The following is a 19845-nucleotide window of genomic DNA, read 5'->3' as shown; positions in this document are numbered from 1 at the left end:
GAGTCAGATCCGGTCGGCGATCGCGACGGTCAGCACGCCGTTGCCCGCCCGCTGCACGGTGCCGTCCACCTGGTAGACCTCGCTGAGCATCGCCGTCGTCAGCACCTCGGCGGGAGACCCGTGCGAATGCACTGTTCCGTTGTGCAGCACCACGATCCGGTCCGCGATCCGCGCCGCGAGCGACAGGTCGTGCACCACCGCCAGCACCGCGGCCGGCTGGTTCCGCGCGAGATCGCGCACCGACCGCAGCACCCGGAACTGGTTGCGCAGGTCGAGATTGCTGGTCGGCTCGTCCAGCAGCAGCACGCCGGGTCTCCGGATCATCGCCTGCGCGAGCCCGACCATCTGCCGCTGCCCGCCGGAAAGCTCGGACAGCCGCCGTCCGGCCAGCCCGTCCAGGTCCAGCGCCGCCAGGGTCTCCGCCACCCGCGCCTCGTGCTCCCGCCTGCCGCTGCCGGAGGCCCCGACCCGCCGGGCGACCAGCACCGCCTCGAACACCGTCAGCGAACTCGGCGGAGGAGGATCCTGTGGCAGGTAAAGGATCTCGCCGTCGCCCGACACTCGGACCCGCCCGCGCGCCCGGTGAAAACCCGCGACGCACCGCAGCAGCGTCGACTTGCCCGAACCGTTCGGCCCGATGACCGCCGTCACCTCCGCCGCCCGCACTTCCGGCAGCGTCACCTCGCGCAGCACCGGCGTCCGGCCGTACTCGAACCCGAGTCTCTCCACTCGCAGCGTCAAGTCCACAGTGTCCTCCGGGTCCTCCGGCGCGACAGGATCAGAGCGAGGAAAACCGGCACCCCGACAATCGAGGTGATGATCCCGACCGGAACGACCACGCCCGGCACGATCAGCTTCGCCGCCAGCGACGACGCGCACAGCAGGAACGCCCCGCCGGACAACGACGCCGCGACGAAATACCGGTGGTCCTCCCCCACCAGCATCCGCGCGACGTGCGGCCCGACCAGCCCGACGAAACCGATGCTCCCGGCGATCGACACCGCGGTCGCCGCCACCAGCGAAATCCCCGCCAGCACCACGATCCGCATCCGGGCGACCGGCACGCCGAGCGCCCGCGCACGATCGTCGCCGAGCCGCATCGCCGTCAGTTTCCACGACGCGCGCAGCACCAACGGGACCGCGGCGAGCACGACGACCGCGAGCATCCCGACCTGCGGCCAGGTCGCGCGGGTCAGGCTGCCCAGCGTCCAGAACACCACCTGTTGCAGCTGCGCTTCGGACGCGACGTACTGCATCAGCGAAAGCAGCGCGGTGAACAGGAACACCATCGCGATCCCCAGCAGCACCATCGTTTCCGTGTCCGGCCCGCGTGCCGCGCTGAACCCGATGATCACCGCGCTGGCCAGCAAGGCGAATACCCAGGCCGTCCCGGCCGTGCCGAGCACACCCAGCACCGGCACCGCCGAGACCCCGACCACCAGGCTCAACGCCGCACCGAAACTCGCCGCCGCCGAGACGCCGAGCGTGTACGGCTCGGCCAGCGGATTGTTCAGGATCGTCTGCATTTCCGCGCCCGCCAGCGACAACGCCGCGCCGACCAGAATGCCCGTCACGGTCATCGGCATCCGGATGTGCCAGACGATCTCCGTGTCCGCCGCCGGCGCGTTCCACGGCGCGAAAATCGCCCGCACTGTCTCCACAATGGACAGAGACTCGCCGCCGACCACCACGTCAGCGACGGCCACCACCAGCGCCAGCAACGCCAGCGCCGTCACGGTCAGCCGTTTTCGCCGCATCCGGCCGCGATGCGCCCGAACGACGTCGTGCGTACTCGGCTCGGCGAGGACGGGCGCGGCGGTCACGGAAGCTCCGCCCAGAACGTGCCCTCATACGGGATCGGCAGGAACTTCGCGTGCAGCTCCCGGATCGTCGCGTCCGGATCGACGTCCTGGAACAGGCTGGGATGCAGCCATTTGGCGAACCATTCCACCGCCAGGAAGTTGTACGGCGAGTCGTAGAAGTGGTGCCACGCCGCGTACACCCGATGCTCGCGAACCGCCTTGAGCCCGGAGAAACCCGCCTGCTTCTGCACGATCGCCTGCAACCGGGCCCGGGCGTCCGGCCCCTTTTCGCTGTACCCGAGCGGAATGAACTCCCCCGGTTTGGCCGACGTCCCTGGAGCCCAGTCCGCACCGGTCGCGATGACCACGTCCGGGTCCCGGCTCAGGACCGCCTCCGGGGAGACGGTCCCCTGCCGGGTTTTCAGGACGTCGTCGGCGAGGTTCTTCCCGCCCGCGAGGTCCACGAGCGCGGCGAGATTGGACTTCGCGAAACTGGAACAGCATTCGAAATACCCCGGGGCCCGCCACAGAAACGCCGAGGTCGGCGGTTCGTGCGCCGCCGCCAGCCGCGAACGGACCCGGTCCACCGCGGCCTGGTAATACGAGGCGAACGCCTCCGCCTCGGCCGTCTTGCCGGTCAACGCGCCCATCAGCCGCACCGACGGAACCGTGTTCTTCACCGGATCCACGAAATAGTCCAGCACGACGGTCGGGACCCCGACCCGGCTGAGCCGATCGACGATTCCGGAATCCTGCGCGGCTTTGTAGTTCGCGGCGCTGACGACATATACGTCCGGCCGGAGCTGGATCGCCGCCTCGATCGAAAACGACCCGTCGTACGCCTGCCCGGTGCGCTTGATCTTGTCGATCCCCGGGAACTTCGCCCGGTACTGCTCCAGCGAATCCGGGTCGTTCTGCTCGAGGTCGTTCGGCAGCCCGACGATCCCCGCCAGCGGATCCCGCTTGTCCAGCAACGCGGTCGTGTACAGCATCCGCGCCCCGTCGAGCAGAATTCTCTTGGCCGGCAACGGAACCTCGACCGTTCGCCCCAGCACGTCGGTGACCGGCCGCTTGGCCGCGCCCGGCTGTTCCCCTTGCGGCGCCGAACACGCCCCCGCCGCCAGCACCGCCACGACCGCGGCCGCACCCCATCGGCGACGGAGCGGACGCGAGCGGCGACGCTCCGCGAAGTTAGGCATGCCTCACCTTAGCAGCCGACCGGATTCACGCCAGGACAAGAATTGTGACTACGGCCACCGGGGCATACCGCAGCCCGACATTAATGCGTGGCCATTAATATGCCGCCAAACCGGACATTCCACCGCACTCGGAGCTGGACTGGAGTCCATTCGGAAATGGCGCGGTCGGCATTCACCCCCGGTGACCGCTGACTGCCGCGGAACGGATCACGCGTGCCCCGGCCACATACGTCACCGCCAACGCCACCCCTCCCCCGAAAACCGCGCTCCCCACGAACGGCCAGACACCGAACGCGGCAGCCGGGCTCCCTGTCTTGACAATCGAAAACGGCAGGACGGCCACCACCGAACCCATCACTGCGACGACAATCGCCAGCAGCGTCGCGGCCGCCGTTTCGCGCAGGAGCACGCCGCGGACCTGCCGGACAGTCGAGCCGATCAGTGACAACGTCGCGAACTCCGTCCGGCGGTCGCCGATCGCGGCGACCAGGTTGTTGGTCAGCGCGATCGCCATGAACAGCGAGATCAGGACGACGACCAGATAGTTGATCGACGCCAGCACCTCGGCCGTGCTGCCCGCGACGCTGTGCTGGTTTTCGATGCCCTGCATGGCCAACGTGCCCGCGGAGACGCCGACCAGCAGCGTAAGAAAGGTGACGATCGGACGGGCACGCTCCGGTGCCGCGCGCAGGTTCACGCCCGCCAGATGCGCCTCCGCATTCTTCGCACCGCGCGAAAGACGGCCGACGATCCGGTTCGCCGCGGCGATCAGTTCCGGAGCCAGGATCGCGAACCCGATCGAGCACAGCACCACGGCCGGCCCGGTCATCCCCGTCGTCGCGATGCTGTCCGCGGGCAAGGCAAGCACCGCGCTCGCCGAGCCGAAACCCGCCGCCAGCAACACAATCGCCGCGATCCGACGCGGCCGCGCCGACCTGACCCGGCGCGGTCCGGACTCTTCTTCGACCGGACTGCGCCGAGCCGGACCGCGACTGCCGATCCACGCCGCGAGCACTCCGGCCAGCAGCACGACCGCGACGCCGACCAGCGGCAGCACAATCCCAGGCGCGAACGACGTGCTCGGCGCGGTGAGCCCGGCGGAACGCACTCCGGTCAGGAGCAGGAGCCCGAGCAGGTAGCCGAGCCCCAGGCCGGGCAGTGCCGCCACGGCGGTGATCGCGAGGGTTTCCATCGAGACGAGCACCCGGATTTGCCGCGGCGCCGCACCGATCAGCCGCAACCCGCCGATCTCGCCGGACCGCGCGGCGAGCGTGACGCCGATCGTCGACACCATCGCGAACACCACGATCGCCACCACCCAGCCGCCCAGGATGAGCGGGAACTGAGTGAGGAATCCCCGATCGGCCGGTGCGGTGCTCCCGGAGCGGCCGGTGCCGAGCAGGGCGGTCATCGCGACCACCAGCGCCATCCCGACGAGCGCGACCAGGCCGGTGGCCACGGCGGCGGCGCGATGGTGGCCGAAGAGCCGCAGCGCGAGTTTCAGCATGTCAATTCCCCTTCCGCGGCCGCAGCAACGGCACCCGCACGGCAACCGCCGCCAACCGTCCACAATGCACGCTTCCCCATGTCACTTCCCTCTCCGCAGCCGCGGCAACAACACGCGCGACAGCAGCCGCCTACCGTCCACAAAGTGCACTTCCCCTCGGTCTTGTTGTCCGGTCCCAAGCGCGCCAGCTCACCGGGCACCCACCGCATTCGCCGCCCGCTCCGCCGATTCGACAAGCACCGTCATCCGGTTCGCCACCGCCGCGGCGGTCGGCCGGGCCAGCTGATCGACCACCAGCCCGTCCGCCAGGAACAACACCGCGTCGGCGTAGGACGCGGCCACCGGATCGTGCGTCACCATCACGATCGTCTGACCGCGATCGGCCAAGGACCGCAGCAAGCCCAGCACTTCCCGCGCGCTGCGGATGTCCAGTGCGCCAGTCGGTTCATCCGCGAAAACCACCTCCGGATCCGTGACCAGCGCCCGGGCCACGGCCACCCGCTGCTGCTGCCCGCCGGAAAGCTGACCCGGCCGGTGTCCCCCGCGCTGCGCCAGGCCGACCTGCGCCAGCAAGGCCGCGGTGCGCCGCGGGTCCGGGTTGCGGCCGTCCAACCGCAGCGGCAGTTCGATGTTCTCCTCCGCGGTCAGCGCGGGCAGCAGATTGAACTGCTGGAACACAAAACCGATCCGCTGACGTCGCAGCTCGGCCAGGCGCGGTTCGTCCAAAGCAGACAGATCGGCACCGTCCAGTTCGACGGTGCCTTCGGTCGGGGTGCGCAGACCAGCCGCGCAGTGCAACAACGTCGTCTTCCCTGAGCCCGACGGACCCATGATCGCGGCGAAAGCGCCGCGCGGGACGTCCAGGTCCACTCCGCGCAGTGCGTCGACCGGGCCGCCCTCTCCTTCGAAACGGCAGCGCAGCCGTCTGGTGCGGATCGCGGGTGCGGTCATCTTCCAGTCCTTCCAGTGATGTGAATGAACGTTTAAAACGAACGTTTACATGATACGGTAGCACGTGTGGGACACCGCGAGAACTTGATCACCGCCGCCCGGGAATGCCTCCTCAAAGCCGGTTACGCGCGCACGACGGTGCGCGACCTCGTCGCCGCCTCCGGGGCCAACCAGGCGTCGATCAACTACCACTTCGGGTCGAAGGAACAGCTGCTCACACAGGCGTTGTTCGACCTCAACACGGAGTGGGGCGACATGCTGTTCGCCGTCCTCACCGACCCGGCCGACGAGGAGGCCGGGCCCGAGCGGCGCTGGGCGCGGATCATCGAGTCCATCCAGCAGCATCGCGAGCTGTGGTTCGTGAACTTCGAGAGCGTCAGCTACCTGCAGCACGACGAGACGATCCGGAAGATCAACGCGGAAGGCCAGCGACAGGCGCGCGTCGCGCTCGCGAACGCTTTCGGCGACCTGGGGCCGGACGCCGACCCGAAGGACGTCCACGCGATCGGCGCGCACTACTACTCGCTGCTGGTCGGGACCGCACTGCAGTGGCTGACCGATCCGGACAACGCTCCCTCGGCGGCGGACGTCGTCCGAGCCGACTGGCGATCCCTCTGAGCCGGTACCGAACCAGCGCCCCACCAGCACTGGGCCAGCACACGTCACGCTGAAGTCACAGATCCCCGGACCCCGCGACAGCTCCGTTGACACGTCCACCATCCGGGTGACATGATCCCGGCACCGCTTGGAAACGTTTCCAAGCCATCCAGTCCGCAGACTGGAAACGTTTCCAACAGCGGTATCCGCACCGTTGCCCGCTGTGTCCGACTGGGAGGGACGATGACGTCAACCCGAGCCACGCTGATCCAGGTGGCCGAGCGCGCCGGCGTGTCGCTGGCTTCGACCTCGCGCGCGCTGCACGGGACCGGCGCGAGCAAAGCGATGGTCGAGCGCGTGCGGGCGGCCGCGGCGGAACTCGGGTACAGCGCGGACGCGATCGGGCGGTCGTTGCGGCTGAAGAAGACTTCGCAGATCGCGTTCGCGGTGGCCGACATCGGCAACCCGGTCTACGTCGAGATCATGCGCGGCATCCACGAAGTCCTGGCACCGCACGGATATCGGGTCGTGGTGATGTCCACTGGGGACACCGCGGCGTCGACGACCGAGCTCATGCACAGCCTGCACGGCGGGTTCGTCGACGGCATGATCGTCATCCCGCTGCGCACCGACGACGAGCTGATCGAGCAGATCGGCCGCGCTCCCGTGCCCGTCGTGGTGATCGGCCGCGCGATGAGCGACCGCGGGATCAGCTCGGTCTCCACGGATTCCGCCGCCGGGATCGGCGCGGCGATGCAGCACGTCGTTTCGCTGGGCCGCCGCCGGATCGGCTTCCTCAACGGGCCGCTCGACACCACACCGGGCTCCTCGCGACAGCGCGGATTCGATGAAGCGGTGTCCGCCAAGGACTTTGCCGCCAAGACCGACGTCGAGGTCGCGGCCGATTTCACCGTCGCGGCGGGGATCGAGGCCGCCAGGAAGCTGCTCGACCGTCCGCAACGGCCGGACGCCATCGTGGCGGCCAACGACCTGCTCGCCATCGGGGCCATCCGCGCCGCTCGGGAGCTGGGGCTGAGCATCCCGCGCGACGTCGCCGTCACCGGGATGGACGACACCGAACTCGGGCAGGTTTTCCTGCCCCGGCTGACCAGCGTGTCCCTCGGCTCGGCCGAACGCGGGCGCGCCGCCGCCCGGCTGATGCTCGGGCTCGCCGACGACGCGGACGCCCCGGCGCGGCAGATTTCGGTCGGCACCGAGCTGTTCGTCCGGGAATCCACTGTGGACCAGGACGCGGAGGACACGGAATGACCACCGCGACGCAGCCGAGGCGAGCCGCCCCCGCTCCACCGCCGCGCCCGAAGAAGACCACGCAGGCCCGCACGCGCCGGCGCGAGGCGATCGCGCTGGTGATGCCGTCGCTGATCCCGATCCTGGTGCTGTCGGTGGCCCCGCTGGTCATCGGCATCGTGCTAGCGTTCACCGACACGCGGCTGGTGCGGCATCCGGACTTCGGCTTCGCCGGGATCGACAATTTCGTCCGCCTCGGCGGGAACTCGCTGTTCTGGGACTCGCTGCGGATCGGTCTGATTTGGACAGTCGGGGTGACCGTCCTGCAACTGGCCGCTGCGATGGGGCTGGCGCTGCTGCTCAACTCCGGCCTCAAACTGCAGGGCCTCACCCGGGTGCTCGCGCTCATTCCGTGGGCGATGCCACCGGTCGTCGTCGCGATCATGTGGCAAATGATCTACTCCGCCAACGGCGGACCGCTCAACGCTTTCCTCGGCAGCATCGGGCTGCCGGACGGAATCAACTGGCTCGGCGATTTCAACACCGCTTTGCCCGCGGTGATCGTGGTCGGCGTCTGGGTCGGCATGCCGCAGACCACCGTGACGCTTCTTGCTGGCCTGCAACAGATCCCGGCCGAACTGCACGAAGCCGCGGCCGTGGACGGAGCCGGAGCCTGGCGGCGCTTCACCGCGGTGACCTGGCCGAGCATGCGCCCGATCGTCAGCTCCATTACTTCGCTCAACTTCATCTGGAATTTCAATTCCTTCTCGCTCGTGTACGTGCTCACCGCGGGCGGCCCGGGCGGCAAGACCATGGTCCCGGTGCTGTTCGTGTACCTCGAAGCGTTCAAGAACCGCGAGATCGGCTACGCCGCCGCGATGGGGCTGGTCCTCGTCATCGTGGTCGTCGCGCTGCTCGCGATCTACCTGCGGTCGCAGTTCCGCGGCGACCGCCCGGAAAGGGGGCGGTGATCGATGCGCTGGTCCGTGCGCCCCGCGCAATACCTGGCTCTCGTGCTGTACCTGCTGTTCCTCGGTTTCCCGCTGCTGTGGCTGATTTCCGCGTCGGTGAAGTCTTCGGCGGAGCTGAACTCGCTGTCGGTCAACCTGATCCCGAGCGAATGGCATTGGGACAACTACGGCGAGGCGCTCTCCCGGCAAGGCCTGCTGCATTCGGCGTTCAACAGCCTGCTGGTCGCGCTTGCCAGCACCGTGCTCGCGATCCTGATCTCGGTGCCCGCCGCCTACGTGCTGGCCCGGCTCAAGGGCAAGCTGCGCGTCGCGGGCGTCACCTGGATCCTGGTCAGCCAGGTGTTCCCGGTGGTGCTGGTGATCCTGCCGCTGTTCCTCGTGCTGCGGACGCTCGGCCTCGCCGACAGCCTCGTCGGGCTGACGCTCGTGCACACCACCTACATCCTCCCGTTCGCGCTGTGGATGCTGCAGGGCTACGTCGCGGCGATCCCGGTCGAGCTGGAGGAGGCCGGGGCGATGGACGGCGCGACCCGGTTCACCGTGCTGCGCACCATCGTGTTCCCGCTGCTGGCCCCCGGCGTGGTGGCGACCGCGATGTTCAGCTTCGTGTCGTCGTGGAACGAGTTCTTCTTCGCGCTGGTGCTGCTGCAGTCGCCGGAGAACTACACGCTGCCGATCACGCTCACCATGTTCATCGGCGGCGAGGGCAAGGTCGCCCTCGGTCCGCTGGCCGCGGGCGCCGTGCTCGCGGCGATCCCGAGCATCGCCTTCTTCAGCCTCCTGCGGAAGAAACTCACCGGCGGCCTCATGGCCGGGGCGGTGAAGGGATGAGCCCCACCCCATCGGAAACACCCTCGAAAGGTCGGTCGATGAAGACACGACGCGCGGCCATCGCCGCCAGCCTCGCCCTCACCAGCCTGCTCGCCGCGGCGTGCGGCAGCGGCGCGGACGCCGGCAGCGGGGACGCCGGACCGGTCACCCTCACCTTCCAGTCGCTGTCGGACCAGCCCGCCGCGATCGCCGCCACGAACAAGATCGTCGGGGCGTGGAACCAGGCGCATCCGGACACGCAGGTGAAGGTCGTCCAAGCAGGCTGGGACAGCGCCTACGACAAGCTGATCACCCAGTTCAACGCGGGCACCGCGCCGGACATCGTGCACTACGAGGCGGCCGGGATCGGCCCGTTCGCCGCCGACGGCTACCTCGCCGACCTCTCCTCTTACCTGTCCGAGCAGAAGCGCGCCGACATCCCGAAGGGCGTGCTCGACTCGGTGACCGTGGACAGCAAGGTCGTCGCCTACCCGACCGAACTGCAGTCCTATGTGGTCTTCGCGAACAAGAAGCTGCTGGAGCAGTCCGGCGCGCAGGTCCCGACCGGCGAGACGACGACCTGGGACCAGCTGCGCCAGCTGGCCAAGACCGCCACGAAGGACGGCAAATACGGCCTCGGCTGGGGCCTGTCGAGCCCGACCGCGACGTTCGTGGCGATGGCCCCGGCGTTCGGCGGCAAGTACTTCGAGGGCACCGGCGACCAGGCGCAGATCAGCGTCGGCCAGGGCGAAATGGCGCTGCCGCAGCTGGTGCACGACATGAACGCGACCGACCACTCGATCCTGCCGGTGACGCTGACCCAGTCCGGCGGCAAGGCGCTGGCCCCGTTCTACGCGGGCCAGGTCGCGATGACCGTGCAGGGCTCGTACCAGGCGGCGAACATCGAGAAGGACGCGCCGAAGGACCTCGACTGGGTCGCGCTGCCCCCGATCGCCGGCCCGGCCGGACCGGCGCAGGCCGCCAACCCGCAGACGCTGTCGGTCAACAAGGACTCCAAGCACGTCGAGCAGGCCGCGAAGTTCCTGGACTACTTCACGAACACCGAGAACCTGGCCGCGCTCAACGAGGCCGACACGCTGATCCCGGCGAGCAACTCCGCTCGCGACGCGCTGGACAAGAAGCTCGGCGCGAAGAAGGGCTGGAGCACCATCCTCGCCTCGGGCAAGTACCTGACCTCGGCGCCGTATCTGTTCGCCGGCAAGTACGCGCAGTGGAAGGACACTGTCGCGACGCCTGCCTACCAGCGCTTCCTGGCGAACCAGATCGACGCGAACACGCTGGCGCAGCAGCTGAAGGACGGCTGGAAGAGCGTCGGCAAGTGACCGCCGCGCCGGGGTCGTCGCGACCCCGGCGCGCACAACAGGCGCGGGCACGCTGCCCGCGGAACGAAGGGACGCAAGCCGGTGACCTGGCTGGAGGACCGCGCGGTGGCAGTAATCACCGGCGCGGCAGTGGGGGACGCGCTCGGCGGCGCGACCGAAGGGTGGACGCCCGAGCAGATCGAGGAGCGCCACGGCGGCCGGGTGACCGGCATCGTCGGCCCCTGGTACCCGAACTGGCGGGACGCGCGCCCGATCGCGCCGTACCACAAGGGCGACGGGCACATCACCGACGACACCTTGATGACCCGCGCGATCGTGGAGGTGTACGCGAAGCGCCGGGCGCATCTCGACGCGTACTCGATGGCCGAGGACCTGGTGCCGCTGATGATCGGCGAGCCGCGCTGGGTGCCGGAGCTGGAGTCGACGGCGTTGTTGCTGCAGCGGGTGTTCCTCGCCGAGAAGTGGATCGTCGCGAAGCTGCACTACGGGCATGTGGACCCGCGCGAGGCGGGCGTCGGCAACATCGTGAACTGCGGTGCGGCGATGTACATCGCACCGGTCGGCGTCGTGAACCCGGGCGATCCGCAGGCGGCGTACGCGGAGGCGATCGATCTGACCGCGCCGCATCAGTCCAGCTACGGCCGCGAAGCCGCCGGGGTGCTGGCCGCGATGGTCGCCGCGTCGGTCACGCCCGGCGCTGGGCTGGACGACATCGTGCAGGCCGCGCTCGCGGTGTCCCACGACGGGACTTTGGCGGCGCTGCAGGCTGTGGTCGAAGCCTTCGAGGGGTGGAATGCCGCGCCCAAGACCGACGACGAAGAACGGGCGCTCGCGCGGAAGATCCGCGAGGTCGTCGCGCCGTTCGATTCGGTCGGGCCGGAGTACCGGCAGATGTCGATGGACGCACGGCGGCCGTCGCGGACCAAGGCGATCGAGGAATTGCCTGCCGCGCTGGGGTTTGTGCTGGGACATCAGGGCGATTACCGAGGTGCGGTGCTGGGTTCGGTGAACTACGGCCGGGACGCGGACTCGATCGCGTCGATGGCGGGCGCGCTCTGCGCGGGTTTGGGCGGGGCGGCTTCCGTGCCGGACGAGTGGATCGATCCGATCGGCGAGGCCAGCAAGATGGATCTGCGCGAGACCGGGCTGCTGCTCGCGTCCGCCGCGACGGACATCGTGAAGGCCGACCGGGCGCGGACCCAGGCGCGGCTCGCCGCTCTCGACGCGCTGGCCGCCGCATGAGGCTGACCTGGGCTCAACCCGAAGACCTGCTCGCGCACGAGTTCGTCCAGTCCGCAGTGGAGGGCAAGGACGTCGCCTCGGTGCGGGAGCGCTGGATCGCCGCCGGCGGCGATCCGGTACCCGCCGTGAGCGGGGCAGGACCGCGGCCGGCGCCCCCAGCGTTGCGGGCGCTGGCCCGGACGCTGCTGGAGGAACTGGCCGCGCTCCCCGGTCCGGCCGCGCCGCACGAGCCGGACGACTGGGACGCGATCGCCGCGCTGCTTCCGGCCGCGCCGGTCCTCCCCCGGCCCGCCGCGGACCGCACGCTCGGCGCGTGGACCGGGCGGGCGGCGGGATGCCTGCTCGGGAAGCCGGTCGAGAAGATCCCGCGCGAGGGCATCGAGGAGATCCTGCGCGCGACCGGACGCTGGCCGCTCGACCGGTGGTTCACCGAGGTCGGGCTGCCCGAGGACGTCGCGGCGCGGTGGCCGTGGAACCGGCGTTCGCGGCCGACGTCCCTGGAGGAGAACATCTCCGGGATGCCGGAGGACGACGACCTCAACTACCCGATCCTCGCGCTGACGCTGCTGGAACGGCACGGCCGCGAGTTCACCACCGACGACGTCGCGCAGCTGTGGCTGGAGCAGCTGCCCGCCGGGCGGGTGTTCACCGCCGAGCGCGCCGCGTACCGGAATCTGCTGGACGCGCGGCCGGTGCCGGAAACCGCGACGCATCTCAACCCGTTCCGCGAGTGGATCGGCGCGTTGATCCGCACCGACGTCTTCGGCTGGGTCTCCCCCGGTGACGTCCGCGGCGCCGCACGGCTGGCATGGATCGACGCGCGGCTCAGCCATACTCGCAACGGCATTTACGGTGCGATGTGGGCGGCTGCGCTGGCGTCGGCGGCGATGGTGTGCGACTCCGTCCACAGTGTCCTCGACGCTGCGGAAACTGTTCTGCCGCCTTCGAGTCGTATTGCCTCGGCGGTGCGGTTCGGGCGGGAAGCCGCTGCTTACGACGACGGTCTGGACCGGTTGCATGCCCGATACGGCGACCTGCATTGGGTGCACGTGCTCAACAACGCGGCGGTGATCGCGTACGCGCTGACTCGCGGCGATGGTGACTTCGGGCAGAGCATCTCGCTCGCAGTCACGGCCGGCTGGGACACGGATTCCGCGGCCGCGACGGTCGGCGGGGTTGCCGGTGCGCTGCTGGGGGTGGACGGGATCGGCGAGCAGTGGACTAAGCCGCTGGACAACCGGATCGCGACGTCGTTGCCGGGCGGCGAGCAGCGCATCACCGACCTCGCCGCGCGGACGGCCGGGGTGGCGCGATGACCGGGCGAGTTGCTGTCGTCGGGTCGGCGAATGTCGATCTGGTGGTCGACGTACCGCGGCAACCTCACGGGGGCGAGACCGTTCTCGGCGGGGACGTACGGCGCAGTCCCGGTGGCAAGGGGGCCAATCAGGCCGTTGCCGCATCGCTCGCCGGCGGGGCGGAGACGACGTTCCTCGGGGCGTTCGGGGACGACGACGGTGCCGAATTTCTGTTGGCGTCGTTGACCAATGCCGGGGTGCGGACAGACCTTGTGTCGCGAGTGGACAGTGCGACCGGGACCGCGTTCATCATGGTGTCGCCGGACGGCGAGAACTCCATTGTGGTCGCGCCTGGGGCCAACTCGCGGCTCCAGCTGGGGCAGACACAGCTGGAGCGGATCGCCGCCGCGGACGTCGTGCTCGCTCAGCTGGAAGTTCCGCTGGAGGCCGTAACGGCTGCCGCGGCGGCCCGGCGGACTGGCGCGCGGATGGTGCTCAACGCCGCGCCGTCCCGGCCGCTGCCTGATCTTGATCTTGACGTGCTGATCGTCAATGAGCATGAAGCCGCGGACCTGGCCGGGACGTCCGGCACTCCCGAAGAGCTGGCTCGGATCCTGCAGCGACGCGCACCCGCTGTGGTGATCACGCTCGGGGCGGCCGGTTGCGTAGTCGCTGAGCGGGAAATCGAGCACCTTCCTGGTTTCCGAGTGTCCCCTGTGGACACAACCGGAGCCGGGGACACGTTCTGCGGCGTGCTCGCGGCGGCGCTCGCCGCGGGTCGTCCGCTCCGCGAAGCCGCCGAACGCGCCGGGGCCGCCGCCGCGCTCGCTGTCACCCGTCCCGGCGCGCAGTCCGCCGTGCCGACCGCTGTGGAGGTCGCCGAGTTCGCTGAGTTCGCGACCGGAGGAAACGCCTGATGACGTACGTGTTCGACCCGCTCGTCCCGCGCCCGATCGACCGGCCGACCGAGATCCCGCTCGACGCTCCGCTGTCGGCTGAGCAGCTCGTCGCGCTGGACGAGGCCAAGATCTTCGTCGGCCCGGCGGATCCCGCCGACCGTCCGGAGTGGCGGGCGCGGCTGCGGCAATGGCGCGCCGACGCGCACGAACGGCACGGCTATCACGGCCGCGCCTACGACCGGCCGGAAGCCGCGTGGGCCGCCGGATGCCACACGGTCGCGCAGGTCTGGCTGTGGGACGAATTGCTGTATTCGTTCGAGGAGCACCGGTTCACGCCGGAGCGGTTCCTCGCCGACGCGCACCAGCGATTCGGCGGCCTCGACGCGGTCGTGCTGTGGCACGCGTATCCGGTGATCGGCCTCGACGACCGCAACCAGTGGGATTTCTACCGCGATGTGCCCGGCCTCCGCGAGCTGGTCGAGACGTTCCATTCGGCGGGCGTGCGGGTGTTCGTGGACTACAACCCGTGGGACGTCGGCACGCGCCGGGGCGAGGACGACGCCGCGGAATTGTCCGCGGTGCTGGCGGATTTCGGTGCGGACGGCGTCTTCCTGGACACGTTGAAGAAGGCCGATCCGGCGCTGGTCGAGCAGCTCGAACGCGCGCGGCCCGGGGTCGTGCTGGAGGGCGAGTCGAAGCTGCCGGTCGAGCGGATCGAGGACCATTCAGCTTCGTGGGCGCAGTTTTTCGCCGATTCGCCGGTGCCGGGCGTGCTGCGTTCCCACTGGTACGAGCGCCGGCACATGCAGCACCACGTGCGGCGATGGCACCGCGACCACACCGAGGAACTGCAGTCGGCGTGGCTGAACGGCGTCGGCGTGATGGTGTGGGAAGTCGTGTTCGGCGTGTGGGTCGGCTGGTCGCAGCGCGACGCCGCGACGGTGCGGCGGATGGTGACGGTGCAACGGGCGGCCGGTGACCTGCTGCGCGAGGGCGAGTGGACGCCGTTGGCTCCGCTCGCGCCGGAAGCCGAGGCGGCTGGGGTTTACGCGTCGCGCTGGGAACTGGGTGACTGGACACTGTGGACGGTCGTCAACCGCGGCTCCGTGGATTATGTCGGTCCGGTCGTTGACGGGCCGGTGATCGATCTTTTCGCCGACGGGCGGGTACCCGCGCACGGGATCTCGGCGCTGCTGCGGGTCGCCGAGGGTGCGGCGGAGCCGTCGTGGCTGTCCCGGGTGGCGACTCTCCCCCACGATCCGGACGCTCGTTTCCCGCACCGGCTCGCCGTGCGCCGGCAGCCGGAACCGTCGCACGGTCAGCCGGAAAGCGACGCGGTCGTGGTGCCTGCCGGACCGTACGTGCTGACGGTGCGCTACCGCGGGCGCGAGACCGGGATGTACCAGGGCGCGCCGTATGTCGACGAGTGGAAGCCGTTGCCGCCACGACTGCACGACGCCCGGACGCTGCAGCGAGACGGTTCGCTGGCATCGCCGGTCGCGGTCGCCGCTGCCGAGGTGACGAACGGCCAGTTCGCGGAATTCCTTGCCGCTGCTGGATATCAGCCGGTCGAGCCCCGTCGGTTCCTCGCGCATTGGGCCGATGGCCTGGTCGAGGACGAGCCGGTGACCTTTGTGGACCTCGACGACGCCCGTGCGTACTGCGCGTGGCGCGGCGGCCGGTTGCCGACCGAGGACGAATGGCAGCTCGCCGGGGAGACCGGCGGGCTGCGGCGCGGCACGCCCGCGGTGTGGAACTGGACCGAAAGCGAACACTCCGACGGGAGGACCCGGTTCGTGATGCTCAAGGGCGGCAGCGATTACCGCGCCGAGGGTTCGGAATGGTACGTCGAGGGAGGCCGGCACGAGCCGGACTACAGCGTGAAGCTGCTGTTGCCCGGGCTCGGGCTGGCGCGCGGCGCGACTGTCGGGTTCCGGTGCGCGTGGGATGTGACGCGATGACTGTGGCGAGGGAAGCGTCCGCTGGGGCGCTGGCCGGGCTGCGGGTGGTGGACGCGTCGACGTTGTTCGCCGGGCCGATGGCCGCGATGCATCTGGGCGACATGGGCGCCGAGGTGATCAAGGTCGAGCACCCGTCGCGGCCTGACCCGTCGCGCACGCACGGGGTGGCCAAGGGCGACGTCAACCTGTGGTGGAAGACGTTGGGGCGCAACAAACGCACCGTCACCGCGAACCTCAGCAGCGACGGCGGGCGCGAGGTGTTCCTGGCGCTCGCCGAGACCGCGGACGTGGTGATCGAGAACTTCCGCCCGGGCACGCTCGAACGCTGGGGCCTCGGTTACGAGGAGCTGTCCGCGCGCAATCCTGGGCTGGTCCTGGCGCGGGTGACCGGGTTCGGCCAGCTCGGCCCGTACCGCTCGCGGCCCGGCTTCGGCACGCTCGCCGAGGCGATGAGCGGCTTCGCGGCCGCGACCGGCGAACCGGACGGGCCGCCGACGCTGCCGCCGTTCGGGCTCGCCGACGGGGTCGCGTCGCTGGCCACCGCGTACGCGATCATGGTCGCGCTCGCCGGGCGGACCGCCGGCGGACGCGGCCAGGTGGTGGACGTCGCGATCATCGAGCCGATTCTCGCCATGCTCGGACCGCAGATCACGCGCTGGGACCAGCTCGGCACGGTCCAGCCGCGCACCGGCAACCGGTCCACGAACAACGCGCCGCGCAACACCTACCGCACGTGCGACGGGCAGTGGGTGGCGGTGTCGACGTCGGCGCAGTCGATCGCGGAACGCGTGGTGCGGCTGGTCGGCCGTCCGGAACTGGCCGCCGAACCGTGGTTCGCGACTGGCGCGGACCGGGCGGCCCACGCGGACGAACTGGACGAGGCCGTCGGCGGATGGATCGCCCGGCACACGCGGGACGAGGTCGTGGCCGCGTTCGAGGAAGCGCAGGCCGCGGTCGCGCCGATCTACGACGGGGCCGACATCGTGGCCGACCCGCAGTTCCGCGCGCTGGGCACGATTCACGAGATCGAGGACCCCGAACTGGGCACGACGTTGATGCAGGGACCGCTCTTTCGGTTGTCGGACAACGACGGCGTCATCGGCTTCACCGGACGACCGCACGGCGCGGACACCGACGACGTGCTCGGCTCGCTGGGCTTCACTCCGGCGCGGATCGCTGAGCTTCGTGCGGAGGGAGCGGTATGACGCCCGCGCTGACCCTGCTCTACGTCCCAGCGGACCGGCCCGACCGCGTCGCCAAGGCGCTCGCCTCGGACGCCGACGTCGTGCTGGTCGATCTAGAGGACGCCGTCGCGCCCGCGCAGAAGGACGCCGCGCGGGACAACGCGATACGGCTGTTGGCGGAGGTGCCCGCGTCCCGTCCGGTGCAGGTGCGGATCAACCATCCGGACACGCCGTGGCACGAGGCGGACGCGGCCGCGGTCGCCGCGCTTCCGGCGTGGGTGGGCGCGCGGTTGCCGAAGGTCGAGAGTTCGGTCGACGTCCGGTCGCACGCCGATGCGTTGCCGGGCCGGGAATTGCACCCGCTGATCGAATCGGCGCTCGGGGTGGAACGGGCGCTGGAGATCGCGCTCGCTTCCCCGCTAACGGCGTCGCTCGGGCTTGGCGAGGCGGATCTGCGGTCCGACCTGCGGCTCGCCGACGAAGCCGGGCTCACCTGGGCGCGCAGCCGGATCGTGAACGCCGCCCGCGCCGCGCGCCTGCCGCCGCCGGCGATGTCGGTGTACGCGAATGTCCGGGATCTCGACGGGCTCGCGGAAAGCTGCCGGGTCGGGCGAGCACTCGGGTTCCGGGGCCGGACGGCGATTCATCCGGTGCAGCTGCCGACGATCCGCGCGGCTTTTCTGCCGACCGCGGAGGAAATCGCCCGGGCGCGGGAGGTGCTGTCCCGAATGGACGGTGCTACGGAGGCCGGAGTGGGCGCGATCGCTCTTGCCGACGGGACGTTCCTGGACGTCGCGATGCGGGACCAGGCGTTGGCGGTGCTGGCGCTCGTCTCCGATTAAGCCCTGTCCGCGGAAACCAAGCGCAGCAACGGATCGAAGCGAACCGGGCCTTCCTCCGTCAGCTGCACCGGACCCGCGACCGGCTGATATCCGGTCACGACGACGGTGTACTCGCCGGGGAACAGATCGTCGACGGTGTAGTGCCCCGCCTCGTCCGTGACGGTCACCCGCTGGACTTGGCCCTCGGCGTCCAGCACCGCGACCTGCGCGCCCGGGAACGGGCCCCGGATCGCGTGCACGGTGCCGGTGAGCCGGACCGACCGCGCCAGCTCGACGTCCTCGCGCACCGGCTCGGCGCCCACCCGCACGTGCCGGGCCACCGGCTCGCGGCCGCCCGCTTGGACCAGCAGCAGATACGTGCCCGCCGGGGCGTCCAGGGCGAAGCTGCTGTCCGCGCCGGTGGTGGTGCGGCGAACTTCATGGGTTTCCAGGGACGTCAGGGACACTGCGGCGGTTTCGTCGGGAGCGAGACCGCTCACCGCGCCGGAAATCGCCGCAGGCTTGCTTTGCGTGGTGCTGCGGCTTTTCCGGGTCCGCGACAGCAGCACGTCGACGACCCCGAACAGCAGCGCGAGCACGACCAGCGCGGTCGAGCCGATCAGCCCGAGCGCGGTCGCGGAGTGGTAGTCCCCGTGCGAACGGCCGAGCTCACCGAAGAACAGCGACCCGCCGAGGGCCGTGCCGACCGCCGAGCCGATCCGCTGCCCGGTCTGCAGCACTCCGGCCGCGGTGCCGCCTTCCGCGGGCGGGACTTCTTCCAGGGCGAGCGTCGAGTTCGGCGAAATCACCAGCCCGCTGCCGAACCCGCCGACGAACAACGGCGCGGCCAGCACGAACGCGGTGTTCGCGCCGGAGTAGTCGCGCACGAGCCACGCGGTGGCGGCGAGCCCGATCGCCACGAGCAGCGTGCCGAGGACGACCATCGGCCTGCCGAACCGGTGCACGAGCCGCCCGCCGATGGTCGGCGAGATCGCCGAGCCGATCGCGAACGCGAGCATCGCCGCGCCGGCCTGCAGCGCCGTGTAGCCGAGGCCTTGCTGGAAAAACAGTGTCAGGACAAGGAAAATCCCGGTGAATCCGGCGAAATAGACCATGCCGAGCGCGGAACCCATGGAGTAGCTGCGCACGGTCAGCAGCTTGAGGTTCACCAGCGGCTGCTTGCCGCGGTTGCCGAGCCAGCGTTCCCACAGCACGAACAGCACGAGCAGCCCGGCCGCGACGCCCATCAGCCACCAGCGCGGCGACGTCGCCTGTTCCTCTTCCTCGATCAACGGCAGCATCACCAGCACGACCGCCACGCCGAGCAGCACACTGCCCACCAGGTCCGGCGTCCGCTTCCGGCCGCTGCGCGCGTCCTTCGGCAGCAACCGCAGCCCGAACAGGATCGCGAGAATCCCGATCGGCAGGTTGACGTAAAACACCCAGCGCCACCCTTGGTCGACGCCGATGCCCTGGATCAGCAACCCGCCCAGCACCGGCCCGATCGCGGTGGACAGCCCGACCGTCGCCCCGAACGCGCCGAACGCCTTGCCCCGCTCGCGGCCGGAGAAGAGCTGCTGCATCAGCCCGATGATCTGCGGATTCAGCAGCCCGCCCGCGACGCCCTGCCCCAGCCGGGCCACGACGAGCCAGGTCGCGTTCGGCGCCGCACCGCACAACACGCTGGTCGCGACGAACAACGCCAACCCGAGCAGAAACATCCGGCGGCGTCCGTAGTCGTCGCCGAGCCTCCCCGACGGCACCAGCGCGAGACCGAACGTGAGCGCGTACCCGGAGACGACCCACGAGACGTCCGCGGGCGTCGCGCCGATCCCGTGCTCCATCGAGGGCAGGGCGACGTTGACGATGCTGACGTCGAGCAGCGTCATGAACCCGGCGATGAGGCACACCCACAAGGCGCGCCAGCGCTGCGGATCGGGCTCGGGGGTAGCGGAAGCGTGCACAGACCGTCCTGAGATTCGAGACCGGTAAGATAATTACTGGTGTTAGAATAC

17 protein-coding genes are annotated in these 19845 nt (G+C 70.0%); 11 read left to right on the top strand and 6 right to left on the bottom strand.

The window, feature by feature from the left end; genetic code table 11:
• Positions 1 to 3: 3 nt before the first annotated feature.
• The 5 genes from ACFXI3_RS01560 to ACFXI3_RS01540 form a co-directional block, all read right to left on the bottom strand.
• Complete coding sequence (locus ACFXI3_RS01560) at positions 4 to 741, bottom strand: ABC transporter ATP-binding protein (RefSeq protein ID WP_378397376.1); 738 nt, start codon at positions 739 to 741, stop codon at positions 4 to 6.
• Positions 738 to 1823, bottom strand: a complete 1086-nt coding sequence (locus ACFXI3_RS01555; protein WP_378397375.1) for a FecCD family ABC transporter permease — start codon at positions 1821 to 1823, stop codon at positions 738 to 740. Before ACFXI3_RS01555 ends, ACFXI3_RS01560 begins: the two co-directional genes overlap by 4 nt.
• Positions 1820 to 3001 (bottom strand): ABC transporter substrate-binding protein, encoded by a 1182-nt coding sequence (locus tag ACFXI3_RS01550; protein WP_378397373.1) that lies wholly within the window; start codon positions 2999 to 3001, stop codon positions 1820 to 1822. The genes ACFXI3_RS01555 and ACFXI3_RS01550 overlap by 4 nt, the downstream gene beginning before the upstream one ends.
• A 172-nt stretch (positions 3002 to 3173) precedes the next feature.
• A complete protein-coding gene (locus ACFXI3_RS01545) occupies positions 3174 to 4508 on the bottom strand; it encodes an FtsX-like permease family protein (RefSeq protein WP_378397372.1) in 1335 nt (444 codons plus the stop codon).
• Between the two features lie 189 nt (positions 4509 to 4697).
• On the bottom strand, positions 4698 to 5459 hold the full coding sequence (locus tag ACFXI3_RS01540; protein WP_378397371.1) for an ABC transporter ATP-binding protein: 762 nt from the start codon (positions 5457 to 5459) through the stop codon (positions 4698 to 4700).
• A 66-nt stretch (positions 5460 to 5525) separates the two neighbouring features.
• Between ACFXI3_RS01540 and ACFXI3_RS01535 the strand changes: the two genes are divergently transcribed.
• From ACFXI3_RS01535 to ACFXI3_RS01485, 11 genes are all read left to right on the top strand, one after another.
• Positions 5526 to 6077 carry a TetR/AcrR family transcriptional regulator gene (locus ACFXI3_RS01535; RefSeq protein WP_378397370.1) on the top strand — a complete coding sequence of 184 codons (552 nt, stop codon included), beginning with the start codon at positions 5526 to 5528 and terminating at the stop codon, positions 6075 to 6077.
• Positions 6078 to 6299: 222 nt separating this feature from the next.
• Positions 6300 to 7325, top strand: a complete 1026-nt coding sequence (locus tag ACFXI3_RS01530; RefSeq protein WP_378397369.1) for a LacI family DNA-binding transcriptional regulator — start codon at positions 6300 to 6302, stop codon at positions 7323 to 7325.
• On the top strand, positions 7322 to 8275 hold the full coding sequence (locus ACFXI3_RS01525) for a sugar ABC transporter permease (protein WP_344276481.1): 954 nt from the start codon (positions 7322 to 7324) through the stop codon (positions 8273 to 8275). The genes ACFXI3_RS01530 and ACFXI3_RS01525 overlap by 4 nt, the downstream gene beginning before the upstream one ends.
• Positions 8276 to 8278: 3 nt before the next feature.
• On the top strand, positions 8279 to 9106 hold the full coding sequence (locus tag ACFXI3_RS01520; protein WP_378397368.1) for a carbohydrate ABC transporter permease: 828 nt from the start codon (positions 8279 to 8281) through the stop codon (positions 9104 to 9106).
• 38 nt (positions 9107 to 9144) lie between these two features.
• Positions 9145 to 10428 (top strand): ABC transporter substrate-binding protein, encoded by a 1284-nt coding sequence (locus ACFXI3_RS01515; RefSeq protein ID WP_378397367.1) that lies wholly within the window; start codon positions 9145 to 9147, stop codon positions 10426 to 10428.
• An 81-nt stretch (positions 10429 to 10509) separates the two neighbouring features.
• A complete protein-coding gene (locus ACFXI3_RS01510) occupies positions 10510 to 11670 on the top strand; it encodes an ADP-ribosylglycohydrolase family protein (RefSeq protein ID WP_378397365.1) in 1161 nt (386 codons plus the stop codon).
• Positions 11667 to 12986, top strand: coding sequence for an ADP-ribosylglycohydrolase family protein (locus ACFXI3_RS01505; protein ID WP_378397364.1), 1320 nt, complete (start codon positions 11667 to 11669; stop codon positions 12984 to 12986). Before ACFXI3_RS01510 ends, ACFXI3_RS01505 begins: the two co-directional genes overlap by 4 nt.
• Positions 12983 to 13882 (top strand): ribokinase, encoded by a 900-nt coding sequence (locus ACFXI3_RS01500; protein WP_378397363.1) that lies wholly within the window; start codon positions 12983 to 12985, stop codon positions 13880 to 13882. The genes ACFXI3_RS01505 and ACFXI3_RS01500 overlap by 4 nt, the downstream gene beginning before the upstream one ends.
• Positions 13882 to 15825 (top strand): SUMF1/EgtB/PvdO family nonheme iron enzyme, encoded by a 1944-nt coding sequence (locus ACFXI3_RS01495; RefSeq protein WP_378397362.1) that lies wholly within the window; start codon positions 13882 to 13884, stop codon positions 15823 to 15825. The genes ACFXI3_RS01500 and ACFXI3_RS01495 overlap by 1 nt, the downstream gene beginning before the upstream one ends.
• On the top strand, positions 15822 to 17030 hold the full coding sequence (locus ACFXI3_RS01490; RefSeq protein ID WP_378397361.1) for a CaiB/BaiF CoA transferase family protein: 1209 nt from the start codon (positions 15822 to 15824) through the stop codon (positions 17028 to 17030). Before ACFXI3_RS01495 ends, ACFXI3_RS01490 begins: the two co-directional genes overlap by 4 nt.
• Positions 17027 to 17851 (top strand): HpcH/HpaI aldolase/citrate lyase family protein, encoded by an 825-nt coding sequence (locus tag ACFXI3_RS01485; RefSeq protein ID WP_378397359.1) that lies wholly within the window; start codon positions 17027 to 17029, stop codon positions 17849 to 17851. Before ACFXI3_RS01490 ends, ACFXI3_RS01485 begins: the two co-directional genes overlap by 4 nt.
• On the opposite strand, the gene ACFXI3_RS01480 is transcribed toward ACFXI3_RS01485, so the two are convergent.
• Positions 17848 to 19794, bottom strand: coding sequence for a DHA2 family efflux MFS transporter permease subunit (locus ACFXI3_RS01480; protein ID WP_378397358.1), 1947 nt, complete (start codon positions 19792 to 19794; stop codon positions 17848 to 17850). The two genes, ACFXI3_RS01485 and ACFXI3_RS01480, sit on opposite strands and share 4 nt — an antisense overlap.
• Between the last annotated feature and the right edge of the window lie 51 nt (positions 19795 to 19845).

This window comes from Amycolatopsis sp. NPDC059235, from assembly GCF_042754125.1.
Classification (GTDB): Bacteria; Actinomycetota; Actinomycetes; order Mycobacteriales; family Pseudonocardiaceae; genus Amycolatopsis; species Amycolatopsis albidoflava.
The sequence above is the reverse complement of the archived record's forward strand: the minus strand, read 5'-3'. Positions and strand labels throughout refer to the sequence as shown.